Origin of the sequence: Kitasatospora sp. NPDC048715, assembly GCF_043198905.1 — a bacterium.
GTDB lineage: Bacteria > Actinomycetota > Actinomycetes > Streptomycetales > Streptomycetaceae > Kitasatospora > Kitasatospora lactacystinica.
On sequence record NZ_JBICVH010000003.1, the window covers coordinates 202,822 to 216,403 of the forward strand.

At 74.3% G+C, this 13,582-nt stretch carries 13 protein-coding genes; 4 read left to right on the forward strand and 9 right to left on the reverse strand.

Annotation, left to right across the window (positions count from 1 at the left end; all coding sequences use genetic code 11):
• Positions 1-33 precede the first annotated feature (33 nt).
• Positions 34-2,472, forward strand: a complete 2,439-nt coding sequence (locus tag ACGFSC_RS07585) for a LuxR C-terminal-related transcriptional regulator (protein ID WP_359905494.1) — start codon at positions 34-36, stop codon at positions 2,470-2,472.
• Positions 2,473-2,537: 65 nt separating this feature from the next.
• Here the strand turns inward: ACGFSC_RS07585 and ACGFSC_RS07590 are convergent, their stop codons facing one another.
• Positions 2,538-2,699: a hypothetical protein gene (locus tag ACGFSC_RS07590; protein WP_359905491.1), complete on the reverse strand. Its 162-nt coding sequence runs from the start codon at positions 2,697-2,699 to the stop codon at positions 2,538-2,540.
• 175 nt (positions 2,700-2,874) lie between these two features.
• Positions 2,875-3,042, reverse strand: a complete 168-nt coding sequence (locus ACGFSC_RS07595) for a hypothetical protein (protein ID WP_359905488.1) — start codon at positions 3,040-3,042, stop codon at positions 2,875-2,877.
• Positions 3,043-3,342: 300 nt separating this feature from the next.
• On the opposite strand from ACGFSC_RS07595, the gene lxmK reads away from it, so the two are divergent.
• From lxmK to ACGFSC_RS07610, 3 genes are read left to right on the forward strand one after another with little or no spacing between them, the layout of a single operon-like run.
• On the forward strand, positions 3,343-4,515 hold the full coding sequence (lxmK, locus tag ACGFSC_RS07600; RefSeq protein WP_359905485.1) for a class V lanthionine synthetase subunit LxmK: 1,173 nt from the start codon (positions 3,343-3,345) through the stop codon (positions 4,513-4,515).
• Positions 4,516-4,567: 52 nt separating this feature from the next.
• The gene (locus tag ACGFSC_RS07605) at positions 4,568-5,620 is read left to right on the forward strand and encodes a T3SS effector HopA1 family protein (RefSeq protein WP_359905482.1); all 1,053 of its coding nucleotides are present in this window, start codon (positions 4,568-4,570) and stop codon (positions 5,618-5,620) included.
• A 10-nt stretch (positions 5,621-5,630) separates the two neighbouring features.
• The gene (locus ACGFSC_RS07610; protein WP_359905479.1) at positions 5,631-6,644 is read left to right on the forward strand and encodes an LLM class flavin-dependent oxidoreductase; all 1,014 of its coding nucleotides are present in this window, start codon (positions 5,631-5,633) and stop codon (positions 6,642-6,644) included.
• Positions 6,645-6,689: 45 nt separating this feature from the next.
• Here the strand turns inward: ACGFSC_RS07610 and ACGFSC_RS07615 are convergent, their stop codons facing one another.
• The 7 genes from ACGFSC_RS07615 to ACGFSC_RS07645 form a co-directional block, all read right to left on the reverse strand.
• Entirely contained in the window at positions 6,690-7,121 is a 432-nt protein-coding gene (locus tag ACGFSC_RS07615) for an SRPBCC family protein (protein WP_359905476.1), read from the reverse strand.
• 81 nt (positions 7,122-7,202) lie between these two features.
• Complete coding sequence (locus ACGFSC_RS07620; protein ID WP_359905474.1) at positions 7,203-8,834, reverse strand: AMP-binding protein; 1,632 nt, start codon at positions 8,832-8,834, stop codon at positions 7,203-7,205.
• A 140-nt stretch (positions 8,835-8,974) separates the two neighbouring features.
• A complete protein-coding gene (locus ACGFSC_RS07625) occupies positions 8,975-9,214 on the reverse strand; it encodes a chaplin (RefSeq protein ID WP_359905472.1) in 240 nt (79 codons plus the stop codon).
• A gap of 99 nt (positions 9,215-9,313) precedes the next feature.
• Positions 9,314-9,682 carry a hypothetical protein gene (locus ACGFSC_RS07630; protein WP_359905469.1) on the reverse strand — a complete coding sequence of 123 codons (369 nt, stop codon included), beginning with the start codon at positions 9,680-9,682 and terminating at the stop codon, positions 9,314-9,316.
• Complete coding sequence (locus tag ACGFSC_RS07635; protein WP_359905467.1) at positions 9,679-12,255, reverse strand: Hsp70 family protein; 2,577 nt, start codon at positions 12,253-12,255, stop codon at positions 9,679-9,681. The genes ACGFSC_RS07630 and ACGFSC_RS07635 overlap by 4 nt, the downstream gene beginning before the upstream one ends.
• A gap of 31 nt (positions 12,256-12,286) precedes the next feature.
• Entirely contained in the window at positions 12,287-13,147 is an 861-nt protein-coding gene (locus ACGFSC_RS07640; RefSeq protein WP_359905465.1) for a nucleotide exchange factor GrpE, read from the reverse strand.
• Positions 13,144-13,566 carry a hypothetical protein gene (locus ACGFSC_RS07645; protein ID WP_359905463.1) on the reverse strand — a complete coding sequence of 141 codons (423 nt, stop codon included), beginning with the start codon at positions 13,564-13,566 and terminating at the stop codon, positions 13,144-13,146. Before ACGFSC_RS07645 ends, ACGFSC_RS07640 begins: the two co-directional genes overlap by 4 nt.
• Between the last annotated feature and the right edge of the window lie 16 nt (positions 13,567-13,582).

Sequence of the window (13,582 nt, forward strand, 5' to 3'; positions counted from 1 at the left end):
CACCCACCGCGCCGGCACGTTCTGGAGACGCGTATGACGTCCGCTGATTTCGCCGTCGCGGCAGCGACGGCGGCCGACCGGCTGTCCGGGACCGGACCGCCGACCGTCGACCGACCGCCCGCCGCCACCGGCCCGTTCCCGATGGAGACGGTCGGGCGGGCCGGCGAGCTCGCCGAGGTACTGGCCGTGCTCGAACGGCCGGACGTCGACGGCGTGCTGCTGTCCGGGGCGCCGGGGATCGGCAAGAGCCGGCTCGCCGAGGAGGTCGCGCTCGCCCACCGGACCCGCACCGGCGGAACGATCGGCCGGATCGCGCCGGCGCCCGGGGACGGCTGGGCGGACGGCCTGCGCCGCTGGATCACCCGGACCCGCGAATCCGAGGACGCCCCGTCCGTGCTGCTGTTGGACGGCGCGCGACGCGACCCCGACCGGCAGGTCCTGGCCCGGCTGGCCCGGGCGCTGGCCGGGACGGGCGTCAAGGCCCTGGTCACCGCGCGCCGGCCGGTGGCGCAGGACGGCTTCGCACACCGGAGCGTTCCCCCGCTCCCGGTGCCGCTGGACTGCTGCGCCATCGACGTCGAGGCGCTGGCCTCGGTGCCCTCCGTCGAGCTCTTCGTGGCCTGCCTGCGCGCCTTCAACCCCGCTTTCCAGGTCGAGCGACACAACCAACTGGCCGTCGCCCGCGCCTGCGTGGAACTCCACGGCAACCCCGGGGCGATCGGCCTGGCCGCACGGATCGCGGCCCTGGAGGGGCCGGAGGTCCTCTGGGCCGCGCTCGACGGCCAGTCCCCCCGGGCCGGAGCGCTTCCGGACCGGCCCCGGCCCGCCATCGACGGCCTCGCCCGGTTACTGGACGCGTACGGCCCGGACGACACCGAGCCCGAGGCGCTGCGCGGCCTGAGCCACGCCGGACGCCGACTGCTCGCCTGCGCCCGCGTGTTCAGCGGCGGCGCGGGACCCGAGTCGCTCCGGCAGATCTCCGGGGTCGGCCTCGACGAGTACCCGGCCGCCCTGGAGTCACTGCTCGGCCGGCACCTGCTCAGCCTCTCCGCGCTTCCCTCGGGCCGTCTCGACGGCTACACCCGTACCCGGCTGCACCTCTCCTTCGGCCGCTGGTCGTACCGATCGGACAAGCAGACGGCTGAGTCGGCGAACGGGCTGGAGGACGTCCGGCTCGCCCACGCCCGGCACCACGCCCGGCTGGCCGGATCCACCGTCCGCCTCATGACGGGCGGCCCGCAGGCCGGGGGGATCATCGCGTTCCGCAGCGAGGAGGGGAACATCCGCCGGGCGCTCGACACACTGGTCGCCGCCGGGCTCGCGGAAGAGGCACTCGACCTCGCCGAGCTGTCCCGGGTGTACCACTACGCGATCGGCACCCCGTTCGACTGGCCCGCCGGACTGGCCTCGCTGGGCGGCCCCGACGCCGACCGGGACAGCCGGTGGCGGGCGGCCCTGTTGCTGGCCGAGGCCGCCGTCCGCAACGACGAGCCGGAAGCGGCGCTGGCCATCCTCGACGGCGTTCAGCCCGGCGACGCGGGACACGAGGCCCCGGCGGACGGTGGGTTCAGTGTCAGGATCACGCACCTGCGCGGGATCGCCATCACCCCGAGCCGCCCGGACGAGGGGCTCGCGCTGCTGCACCGGGCCATCGAACCGGGCGCCGACGGCGGCCATCTGGCCCGTCGCCGGCTGCTCGACACCGCGCTGGCCGAGTTCCTCCACCGCTCCGCGGGCACCGCGGCCGCGCTCGCCACCCGCGCGCTCGCCGAGGCCATCCAGGCCCGGGACAACCTGGTCGCCGGCCTCGCGCTGCTGCACTTGAGCGCGTTCGCGGCGGCGGCGGGACGAGCGGCCGACTCGACCAACTACCTCGACCGCGCACTGGCCACGCTGCGCCCGCTCGGAGCCCCGGCCGCGCTCGGCGCGCTCCTCGCCCTGATGGGCAGCCCGCTGCTGCCGGGCCCCGCCGCGCGCGCCGCCGCGGTCGCCCGGGCGCTGGGCTGCTTCCACACCGTCCGGCGCCACCTGCTCGACGACCCGACGGAACCCGACTTCACCGTCGGCCGGGTCGAGCGGCGGCTGCTGCTCGGCGACCGCGAGTCGCTCGCCGCCATGGCGGCCGGTTCAGTGGTCGAACTCCCGGACCTGATACGTGACTTCGCGCTCGGCTGCGTCGCCGCGCGGACGCCCGGCGACCCGTCGGAACCCGTTCCGGACCGGCCCGCCGTGTCCCCCCGGGCCACGGCGGCCGAGCCGTCCGCCGACGCGATACTGACGCCCCGTCAGAGCGAGGTCGCCCGGCTGATCGCCGAGGGCCTGAGCAACAAGCAGATCGCCCGGCAACTGACCATCTCCGAATGGACCGTGGTGAACCACATCCGCGAGACCATGCGCAAGCTCGGCTGCTCCTCCCGGGTGGCGATCGCCGGCTGGGTCCACCGCACCGCGTCGACCCCCCGGGAGCGCTGAGCGCCGAACGCCGCCGCCGACACGGCCCGAAGCCCGTGCCGGCGCCACGACACGGAGCCGAACGCTCAGTTGCAACCCCTCACGATGACGGTGACCAACACCGAGATCGAGACCGTGATCGCGGGCGTGAACCCCTCCGTCCCGTCGGGGATCGACACCAGGTCGTTCCGCGCCGCATTCGGCGTGGTGTAGGCGGAGTAACCACCCATCAGGTCACTGCTGTCCATGCTGACTCCATTCGCTCACACATCCGCTGCCGGTCGCAGCGCCACGGGGACCCCGCCCCTTCGGGCTCGGTCAGGTAGGCGGGCTGTACGGGGCGCGGAGCCCGGCCGCCACGGGATCGCGGCGGCACGGGGTCCGTGCCGTGGGAGCCCGAGCCGGACGCTCGGAGCGCCCCTCCTACAGGAGGGACATGGTGGCCGGGCTCACGATGATCGAGATCACCGAGATGAAGGTGACGACGGGCGTGAACCCCTCCGTCCCGTCGGGGATCGACACCAGGTCGCTCCGCGCCGCACCCGGCGTGGTGTAGGCGGAGTAACCACCCATCAGGTCACTGCTGTCCATGCTGACTCCATTCGCTCACACATCCGCTGCCGGTTGCAGCACCATCAGCACACCAGCCGCCGCCCCCACCCGCCCAGAGGCAGACAACTGCGCCCCCGGGAAGGCGAATCCGGATCTCGCGCCAGTTCCCTGCCGGCACGTCCGACGTCCGGTCGGAACCTCACCGTTGCGCCCGCCGTCCGGCAGGGACGTGCGGCGCACGACCCCGTCCGGCAGGGCCCTGCCACCCCCGCCGCGGGCCGTTCCCGGCAGGACCGTGCGGCTGCCCGTCAGGGGGTGCCGCCGCCTACCGTGGCTCCCATGGCAGCGACGATCACCGCGATCCGGGACACGGCCGGAACGCCGACGGGGCCGGTCCCCGCCACGGACCCCACCGGCGTCTTCGCACCGGTTCCACTCGACCACGTCCCCGATGTCGTCCAGGCTCTCGAACGCCTGGGCGTGGCACCGTTCGCGGACCGGACGCCCATCAGCCGGCCCGGACGGAACGACAACTGGGCGGGCCCGACCGCCGACGGCCGGGAGGTGTTCGTGAAGCGGCTCGCGCAGCCGCTCGCCGCCGAACGCTTCGACCGGGCCCGCGCGTTCGAACAGGTGCTGGCCGCCGGTCGCCCTCCGGAGCACTGGCACTCGCCGGCCTTCCTCGGCGCCGACCCCGGGGCCCTGCTGCTGGTGCACGAGCGCCTGGTCGACGCGGTGCCGGGCAACCTGCTCGCCGATCAGGGCCGCTTCGACGCCGCGCTCTCGCACCGGGCCGGCCTGGCGCTCGCGGAACTGCACCGCATGCCGGTCCACCCCGCCGAGCTGCCCGAACCCGCCACCGGAGGGCGGGAAGGGTCCACCGCCCGGCTGGTCGAGCTGACCGCCGAGGACTACGCCGCCGCCAGCGGGGGCGAGTTGGAGGTGTGGTCGATGCTGCAGCACGACAAGCGGGTGCGGGCCGCCCTGCGGGAACTGGCCGGGTCGAGCGCGGCCGCGCCCGCGGTGCCGATCCACGGCGACCTGCGGCTCGACCAGTTCCTGCTGTCCGGCGACGACCTGTACCTGACGGACTGGGAGGAGTTCCGGATCGCCGACCCGGCCCGGGACGTCGGCGCGTACGTCGGGCAATGGCTCCACCGGGCGGCCGTCGGAATGTTCGCGGGCCTCGGGCCGGACACCCCGGTCCCGCCCGCCGAGGTCCACGAGGCGCTGATGCGCAGCGGCGCCGAGCAGCTCGACGCGGTGCGTCCGCAGATCACCGCGTTCTGGTCCGGATACCGCCGGGTTCGCTCCGAACCCGCCGCCGACGAAGAGCAGTTCACCGCTCGGGTGACCCGGTACGCGGGCTGGCACCTGTTCGAGCGCACGATCGCCACGGCGGCCCTCACCCACCGCCTCACCGCCGTCCTCCGCGGGGCCGCCGGGGTGGGCCGCAACGCGCTGCTCGACCCGCTCCGGTCCGCCGAGGTGCTCGGCCTCGTCCAGGACTGACCGCGGGCCCACGCCCACTCGTACGGATCGACAACGGGATCAGGAGACGATCGTGTCCCATCAGCATTCCCCGGCCCCGCTCTCCCCTGCCCTGCGCGCGGCGCTCGGCGGCCTGCGGATCACCGACGGCACGCCGCGGGTCGAGGTCGACGACGACCTGGTGGTCGCCGCGGACACCTGGGGCGAACTGCGCTCGGCGCTGGCCGGCCTGCTGTACGAACGCTGGCACGCCGGCATCGTGCGCCAGGAGGGCCCGGCCCGGATGCCGCGGCGCAGCGAGACCTTCGAGCGCGAGCTGATCGCGGCCACCGGCCACACCCGGACCGTCGCGGCGGGTGTGCTCCGCTCGCCGGTCGAGGCCGCCGACGGCGGGGCGGACGGTCCGGTGCGGGTCGAGTTGGGCCGGGTGCTGGTCGGCGTGCGGCCCGGCGCGGTGCGCTCGGACGGGCCGCCGGCCGTCGGCCGGCCCTGCGTGGTCGAGCTTCCGGCGGTGCGTCCGGCGCTGTCGCCCGGCTTCCTGCTGGTCGACGGGCCCGACGGTTCGCCGGTCCGGTCCGGCGAGGTGCTGCGGCTGTACGTGCACCTGGCGGAACCCGGTGCCGCCCCGCCGGTGTGGCGGGCACTGCTGGAGCGGCTGGCTGGCCTGGGTGTGCGGTACCGGGCGAAGGTGCTGTCCCGTCCGTGGACGTATCCGCGCCGGGACGCCGTGGTGGTGTACCTCGGCGCCGCGGACGCGGCCGTCGCGCCGGTGCTCGCGGACGCCGTGGCGGGCCTTCCGGGAGTCGCCGGGGACGCGTCGGTCTTCGCCTCCCCGCTGCGCCCCGGTGTCGCGCTCGCCTGGGAGCCGCGCGACGAGCGGGACGGCTGGGGCGGGCGCAGCTTCGGCCAGCACCGGGCGGCGGCGGTCGCCGACGGTGTCGTGCGCCGTGCGACCGATCCGGCGGGCCCGCCGTTGGAGGAGCAGGTCGCCCAGGCCCTGCGCGAGGCGTCGGCGTCCCCCGCCGAGCCGGCCCGCAACCTCGGTTCGCCGGCCCTGCCGGCACCGGCCGTGCCGGTTGCGGATGTGCCGGATGCGGATGTGCCGGATGCGGAAGTGCTGGTCTGAGGTGGCGGGGATGACGAGTTCGCGCAAGGTCTCGGTGCTGTATCCCGTCCAGGTCCAGGACCCACGGGATGTCCTGCCGCTGGCCGAGCTGGTCCGGGAGGGGGGCGCCGCGCGGCTCTGGCTGGGCCAGTCGGTGGCGTTGGAGTCGCATCATGTGCTGGCGTATCTGGCGGGTACGGGCTACCGGATCCCGGTCGGCCTGTCCGTGGCGCTGACGGCGCTCCGGCATCCGTACGACGCGGCCGTGCAGGCCCGCACGCTCGGCGCGCTGACGGGCCATCCGCCGGTGGTGGGTTACGGGGCGGGCGAGCCCGGCTTCGTGGCCGCGCTGCGCGGCGCGCCCTACGCCCGTCCGGCGGCGGCGGTGGCGGAGTACCTGGACGTCCTGCGCCGGCTGCTGCACGAGGGGCGGTTGGACCACCACTCGGGGCCGCTGTTCCCGATGCGCGGGGTGGTGCTGCCCAGGATGTCGGCGCCGGCCGGAACCGCGCCGCCGGAGGTCGGCGCGGGTGTGCTGCGCCCCGGCATGGCCCGGGCGGCGGGTTCGGTGGCCGACACGGCGATCACCTGGCTGACGCCGCCCGCCTATGTGCGGGACGTCCTGGCTCCGGCCCTGGAGAAGGGCGCCCGCGACGCCGGGCGGGAGCGGCCGCGGATCGTCACCGTCGTCCATGCCGTGCTGGACCGGCCGGGGCGCAATGCGATGGTGCTCGCCCAGCGCGGGACCAGATTTCATCTGTGCGCGCCCCACTACGTGGACATGCTGCGCCGGGCGGGTCTGGACCTCGATGTGTCCGACCCCGTCTCGTCCGCCCGGGAGTTGGTCGAGGAGGGCGTCTTCCTGTTCGGCGGTCTCCGGGAGATCCGGGCGGGCATCGAGCGCCATTTCGAGGCCGGTATCGACGAAGTGGTGATCAACCCGGTCGCTGTCGCGGAGTCCTACGGCGTCCCGGCGGCGGTCGCCGACCTGCGGGAGATCCTGGAGGGCGGCACCCCGGACCGGTCCCTGAGGCACACCCCCTGAGGGCCCGCGGCGGGAGGGGAAGCGCAGGTCCGTACGGGAGGGCGGTCACCCCGTGAGCCGTCCCTCCAGGGCGCGCAGGTCCGCGGTGAGCGCGGTGCGCACCCGGTGGGACAGCAGCGGGCCGGTCAGGCGGAAGCCGCCGCGGACGCGGATGCGGGCGAAGGTGCCGGCCTGGGTGGGCTCGAAGGTGCAGGTGACGCGCATGGGCATCGGTCCGGCGACGGAGACCATGTCGAGGAGCGTCGGCGGGTCGTGGCGTGCCACCCGCAGCACGTACGAGAAGGTCCGGCCCAGGAAGCGGGCGGTCCGGGTGATCTCGGCGCCCGCGCCGAAGCCGCCGGTGTCGGCCTCCCGGGTGAGGGTGGCGTCGCGGATGCCCTGGGTCCACTCGGGGTCGTGGCGCCAGTCCATCGCGTAGGCGGCGACCGTGGCGGGCGGGAGGGGGATCAGGCGTTCCACTGTGACGTCGAGGGGCATGATCACACTCTCCCGCCGGGCGGGCCACCGCGCTCCCCGGACGCGCCCGGGCGGAGGGGCGCCCGGGCCGGGGCGCGGGGTCTACAGCCCCAGGATCCGCTGGGCCTCCGCCCGCATCTCGACCTTGCGGATCTTCCCGGTGACCGTCATCGGGAACTCCTCGACCACGTGCACGTAGCGCGGGATCTTGAAGTGGGCGAGCCGGCCGGCGCAGTACGCGCGGACGGTCTCGGCGGTGAGCGGCTCGGCGCCCTCCCGCATCCGGATCCAGGCCATCAGCTCCTCGCCGTACCTGGTGTCGGGGACGCCGATGACCTGGACGTCGAGGATGTCCGGGTGGGCGTGGAGGAACTCCTCGATCTCGCGCGGGTAGAGGTTCTCGCCGCCGCGGATCACCATGTCCTTGATCCGGCCGGTGATGGCGAGGTAGCCGTCCTCGTCCATCACCGCGAGGTCCCCGGTGTGCATCCAGCGGGCGGCGTCGACGGCCTCGGCGGTGCGCTCGGGCTCGCCCCAGTAGCCGAGCATGACGGAGTAGCCGCGGGTGCACAGCTCGCCGGGTTCGCCGCGCGGGACGGTGCGGCCGGTGGCCGGGTCGACCACCTTGGCCTCCAGGTGCGGGCCGACCCGGCCCACCGTGGCGACCCTGCGCTCGACCGGGTCGTCGACCCGGGTCTGGGTGGAGACCGGCGAGGTCTCGGTCATGCCGTAGCAGATGGACACCTGCGTCATGCCCATCCGGCCGATGACCTCCTTCATCACCTCGCTCGGGCAGGGCGAGCCGGCCATGATGCCGGTGCGCAGGCTGCCGAGGTCGTAGCGGTCGAAGTCCGGGTCGGCCAGCTCGGCGATGAACATGGTCGGTACCCCGTACAGCGAGGTGCAGCGTTCGGCGGCGACGGCGGCCAGGGTGGCGCCGGGCTCGAAGGAGGGGGCGGGGATGACCGTGCAGGCGCCGTGCGAGGTGGCGGCCAGGTTTCCCATCACCATGCCGAAGCAGTGGTAGAAGGGCACCGGGATGCAGATCCGGTCCTGCTCGGTGTAGTTGAGCAGCTCGCCGACGAAGTAGCCGTTGTTGAGGATGTTGTGGTGCGAGAGCGTCGCGCCCTTGGGGAAGCCCGTCGTCCCGGAGGTGTACTGGATGTTGATCGGGTCGTCGGGGGCCAACTCGCGCTGACGCTCGGCGAGTCGGGAGGGGTCGGCCCGCCTGCCGGTGGCGGTCACGACTTCCCAGGCGGGGCTGCCGAGCAGCAGGACGCGCTCCAGCTCCGGGCAGCGGTGGCGGACTTCCTCGATCATCCCGGCGTAGTCGGAGGTCTTGAAGCGCTCGGCGGCGACCAGCAGCCGGATGCCGGCCTGGTTGAGCACGTACTCCAACTCGTGCGACCGGTAGGCCGGGTTGACCGTGACGAGGATCGCCCCGAGCTTGGCGGTGGCGTACTGGGTGAGCGTCCACTCGGCGCAGTTGGGGGCCCAGATGCCGACCCGGTCCCCCTTGGCGATCCCGAGCTCCAGCAGTCCGAGCGCCAGGGCGTCGACGTCGGCGGCGAGTTCGGCGTACGTCCAGCGGCGGGCGGTGGCCCGGTCGACCAGGGCGTCGCGCCCGGGGAAGGCGCGCACCGCGCGGTCGAGGTTCTCCCCGATGGTGTCGCCGAGCAGCGGGACGTCCGAGGTGCCGGAGGCGTAGCTGCGCGGGGTCGGCGTGGTCGGCACGGGCTGGCTCCTGGGGACGGCGGTGCGGGACGGGGACCATGGTCGCGGGCCCCGGCCCCGCGCCGCCACCCCCGAACGGGGGTGCGCACGCGGCGCTGGGGCCGTCCGTCGCGGTCGACGGGCGGCCCCAGCGCACGGGGTCACTTGTTGATGCAGGTGTTGCCGGTGACCGGGTTGAGGAGCGAGATGATGCCGATCGAGTTCCCGCAGACGTTGGCCTCCAGGTTGATCGGCACCTGGATCACGTTGCCGGACAGGATGCCGGGCGAGCCGATGGCGGCACCGTTGGCGGTGGCCTCGCCGGCGGAGGCGGTGCCGGCGCCGGCGAGGACCGCCGTGGCGGCGAGGGCGGCGGCGGCGAAGGTGGTACGCATACGCATTGCGTCACTCCTTGTGAGCAGAGCGGGTCGAAGTGTGACGATCACACCTCGCCCACGATCACAAGCGATCAGCTCCTCCGCACGCCGGATTGCCCCGTCCTAGGGCGTGTCGGCCTCCCGCCCCACCCGCGCCGCCACCGCGGGAGCGGCGACGTTCAGCGATTCCAGCAGCTCCCGGGCCGGATACAACCCCGGCTCGGCCGCCACCGCGCGGTGCAGCAGGCCGAGGGCGAGCGACTCGTTCCCGGCCGCCAGGGCGTCCAGCGCCCGGTTGTAGTCGATCCGTCCGGCGTAACGCAGCCGGAACAGCACGGACAGGTCCTCCCGGCAGGAGGGGCAGCGCAGGGTCTGCGGATCCGCCGGGACCCTGCACAGCGGGCACGGCACCTCGGGCGCGACCGGGATCCCCTGGACCCCCGGGGCCGCCGGGACCTCCGGCACCTGCGGGAAGGCGTCCACGGCGCTCATCGCGGCCCCGCCTCCTCCGGGCGGACCGGGCCGAGCGACTCCTGGGCCGGCTCGCTGCCCAGCTCCCGCTGCGCCTGCGCGTACAGGGCCAGCAGATTCGACATGTGGGTGTTGACCTCCGCCATGTTGGGCGCCTCCACCGCCTCGTCCAGCCCGCGCAGCTCGGCCATGATCAGCTGGCCCAGGGCGGGCGAGACCATGTTCTGGGTCACGTAGACGTTGCACATGGTCAGCATCCGCATGGTGTGCCCGAGCGCGTCGCACAGCTCGTCCGCCCGCTGGGCCGCGCGCACCGCGCCCTCCCAGTCGGCGGCCTCACGGCGCAGCCGCAGCTCCGCGGCCACCGACCGCAACTGGTCCAGGTCGCTCGGATCGAGGTGCTTCTCGCAGTAGTGGATGAACAGGCTCAGGTACGCCTCCGAACCGCGCACCCAGCGCTGGGCCTTGAGCTGCTGCTGGGCCCGCTCCAGCGCCGCGTCCACCGACCGGCCCCGGGTCTGCCCGGCCGCCAGGTCGTCCAGGCTGTCCATCAGCCGCTGCGCCTCGCGCATCTCGGCCTCGGTCAGCTCGCCGCCCCAGCGGTCGGTGAAGGACTCGATCTGCCGCTGCTGCTCCTCGACCTGCACCTTCAACTCGGGGTCGAGGGTGACCCGTTCCAGCTTGACGGTCTTCTCGGCGCCGCCCTGGATCCGCACCGACAGGGTGATGGTGCGGTCCCGGTCGAGGCCGAAGGAGACCTCCACCGGGGTGCGGCCGCCCAGGCCCTCGGGCAGCCGCAGGGTGAGGTGGCCGATCAACTCGTTCTGCTGGGCGATCTCGTGCTCGCCCTCGTAGACCGCGATCTCCAGCCGCTGCCGACCGCTGCCGGAGACCACGAACTCCCGGCTGACCGGCGAACTCGTCGGGTAGCTGGTGTTCTTGGGGATGATGACGGCGAGGCGGCCGTCGTTCAGCTCGATGCCGAGGTTCTTCGGGGTGATGTCGAACGGGTTGGTGACCTGCGCCAGCTCGCCGCAGCCCGGGCAGACCTCGCAGCCGGGCGGGTTCACCAGGCCGCAGGAGGCGCAGCGCAGGCCCACGTCCTCGGCGGCGGTGCCGGCCACCTTGGTGTGGCCGGGGGCGGCCGAGTTGAGCGGCTCGCCGCACAGTTCGCAGGCGGTGACGCCGGGGGCGGCCGGGGTGCCGCAGCGCGGGCAGTTGCCGCCGTGCACCACGGCGGTGGCCCGGGTCTGCTGCGGGACCGTCGCACCGGACCCGGTGGCGCCCGAACCGTCCAGCGCCCGCTCGCACTTGGGGCAGGCGGCGGCGTCGGCGTCGACCGGAATGTGGCAGGTCGGGCAGGAGACCCGGGCGCCGCCGAGCAGGGTGGTGGCGCAGTTGGCGCAGTTGGAGGCGGACAGGTCGCCGGGGGCCCGGCACTCGGGGCACTCCACCTCGCCGACCAGCGCGGACTGGACGGCCGCGCCGAGCGCCACGCACTGCATCGGGTTGACGCCGCGCCGGATCCGGCGCGGGCCGAATACCTCGCCGAGCCGGCGGGCGACCAGCGGGATCGCGGTCGAGCCGCCGACCAGCACCACCTCGTCGATGTCCCCGACCGTCAGGTTGGCCTGCATGATGGCCTTGTGGGTCAGTTCGATGGTGCGCTCGATCCGGGCCTCGATCAGCTCCTCGAAGCGGGCCCGCTCGAACTCCGTCTCCAGCACCAGCTGCCCGGCGCCCAGGCCCGGCAGGATGACCTCGGAGGACTCCTGGTTGGAGAGCTCGATCTTGATGGTCTCGGCGGTGGCGGCGATCTTCGGACGGTCGCGCAGGTCGGGCTGGTACTCCGCGCCGTACTCCTCGCGGATGTCCTCCAGCAGCGCGGTGGTGATCCCGCGGTCGAAGTCGTCGCCGCCGAGCAGGTTGTCGCCCTCGATGCCGAGTACCGAGACCGAGCCGGGCACCAGCAGCAGGATGGAGATGTCGAAGGTGCCGCCGCCGAGGTCGTAGACCAGGACGGTCCGCCCCTCGTCGCCCGCCTCGGAGGTGATGCCGTAGGCGAGGGCGGCGGCGGTCGGCTCGTTGATGATCCGCAGCACGTGCAGGCCGGCCATCCGGCCCGCCTCCTGGGTGGCGGCGACCTGCCGCTCGCCGAAGTAGGCGGGGACGGTGATGACGGCGCGGTGGAAGGGCTCGCCGAAGCGCTGCTCGGCGTCCTCCTTGAGGCGGTGCAGGATGATCGCGGAGATCTCGATCGGAGTGTACGAGCGGCCGTTGAACCAGACGTTGACGTCGCCGTCGGTGCCCGCGGTGACCTTGTAGTCCACCTCCTTCAGGGCCGCCTGCACCTGCGGGTCCTTGAACTTGCGGCCCATGAAGCGCTTGACCGAGCGGATCACGTTGACGCCGTCGACGGCGATCCGGCTGCGCGCGGTGGAGCCCACCAGCAGCTCGCCCTTGCGGCCGCTGCCGACCACGGAGGGCGTGGCCTCCTGGTTCTGCCGGTTGAAGATGATCTCCGGCTCGCCCCGGCGCAGGTGGGCGACCACGGAGTTGGTGGTGCCCAGGTCGATGCCGAGTGTGCGGTACATGTCGTTCCCCTCTTGCCCCTCGTGGTCCTGGCTACTTCTTGCGCTTGGCCTGCTTGGCCACGGCCTTGCCCCGGCGGCGGGCCCGGGGCGGGGCCGCCTTGGGCTGGGCCCGGGTGATCGGGTCGACGGCGGCGGCGGGCGCGGTCGCGAACGCGGCGGCGATGGCGGGCGGGACGGCCTCGGCGGCCCCGGGCGTGTCCGGCGCCTCGGGCTCGGCGGGTGCGGTGGTCCCGGCGGTCTCGGCGGCTTCGGTGACCTCGGTGGCTTCGGTGGCCTCGGCGGCTTCGGGCAGCTCCGGCTCCGGGAGCGGCGGCGGGAAGTCCTCCGCCGCGGCCCCCACCGGCCCGTCCCCGAGCTCCGGCCGCGGATCCGGCTCCGGCGCGGCGACCACCACCTGGGCCCGGCGCAGCACTTCGTCCCCCCAGAAGAACCCGGTCACCACCGTCCGCACCACCGTTTCCGGCGCCACCCCGGCGCGGGGCTCGGTGCCCACGATCTCGGTCAGGTCCGGGTCCGCCGTCATGCCCTCCAGCCGCATCGGCCGCACCCTGGCCTTGGCGAGCTGCCCGAGCAGCCGCCGCCGGGTGGCCTCCAGTCCGGCACCGCGCCCGAGCGCCACCAGCTCGCGGTCCAGGCCGAGGGCGGCGAGCGCGTCGTCCACCTCGACCAGGATGCCCAGCAGTTCGCGCTGCTCGGCCCGGGCGGCCTGCTTCTGCTCCGTCAGCTTGCTCCCCAGCAGCGAGGCCCGGAAGAGCAGCCGGCCGAACGCCTGCTCCAGGTCGACGTCCTCGACGCCGGGCGGGATCTCCAGCCGCCGGCGGCCGTCGAGCGGGTCTGCGGCGGGCGCGAGAGTGGGAGCGTCAGTAGGTACGTGAGTGGGTGCGTCGGTCATTCGGGAACCTCGATCTGCGGCAGCACGGACAGGTCCGCCGCGTAGCGGGCGGGGACGGGCGGTTCGGGGTCGGCGCCGCCGGGGGCGGGCTCGGCGAAGTCGGCGGCCAGCTCGGCGCGGTGGAGGGCGGGCAGGGCGGCCGGCGGCAGCGGTGGGCGCTCGATCACCAGCAGCGGCTCGGCGAGCGCGGGGGCGAGCAGCTCGGCGGCCTGGTCGACCGGCTCGGGCGGGAGGGGCTGCTGGAGGTCCGCCTCCAGGCGCCGGTCCGGGTTGCGCAGCAGCGCGGCGGCCTCCTGGATCTGCTGGCGGGTGTACCGGCCGGCCCGCATCGCCGGTCCGACGGCGAGGTTGATCTCGCGCACGCCGGCCGTGAGCGGGATGCCCAGGACCTCGTACGGCGACGGTTCGTTCAGTGGCATGGCGGGCGGTCTCTCT

Bases quoted from the DNA above. Each gene is read 5' to 3' on its own strand.
- ACGFSC_RS07640 (WP_359905465.1), bottom strand. From the start codon at position 13,147: ATGACCGACGCACCCACTCACGTACCTACTGACGCTCCCACTCTCGCG.
- ACGFSC_RS07585 (WP_359905494.1), top strand. From the start codon at position 34: ATGACGTCCGCTGATTTCGCCGTCGCGGCAGCGACGGCGGCCGACCGG.
- ACGFSC_RS07590 (WP_359905491.1), bottom strand. From the start codon at position 2,699: ATGGACAGCAGTGACCTGATGGGTGGTTACTCCGCCTACACCACGCCG.
- ACGFSC_RS07630 (WP_359905469.1), bottom strand. From the start codon at position 9,682: ATGAGCGCCGTGGACGCCTTCCCGCAGGTGCCGGAGGTCCCGGCGGCC.
- ACGFSC_RS07595 (WP_359905488.1), bottom strand. From the start codon at position 3,042: ATGGACAGCAGTGACCTGATGGGTGGTTACTCCGCCTACACCACGCCG.
- ACGFSC_RS07635 (WP_359905467.1), bottom strand. From the start codon at position 12,255: ATGTACCGCACACTCGGCATCGACCTGGGCACCACCAACTCCGTGGTC.
- ACGFSC_RS07625 (WP_359905472.1), bottom strand. From the start codon at position 9,214: ATGCGTATGCGTACCACCTTCGCCGCCGCCGCCCTCGCCGCCACGGCG.
- ACGFSC_RS07615 (WP_359905476.1), bottom strand. From the start codon at position 7,121: ATGCCCCTCGACGTCACAGTGGAACGCCTGATCCCCCTCCCGCCCGCC.
- ACGFSC_RS07645 (WP_359905463.1), bottom strand. From the start codon at position 13,566: ATGCCACTGAACGAACCGTCGCCGTACGAGGTCCTGGGCATCCCGCTC.
- lxmK (WP_359905485.1), top strand. From the start codon at position 3,343: ATGGCAGCGACGATCACCGCGATCCGGGACACGGCCGGAACGCCGACG.
- ACGFSC_RS07610 (WP_359905479.1), top strand. From the start codon at position 5,631: ATGACGAGTTCGCGCAAGGTCTCGGTGCTGTATCCCGTCCAGGTCCAG.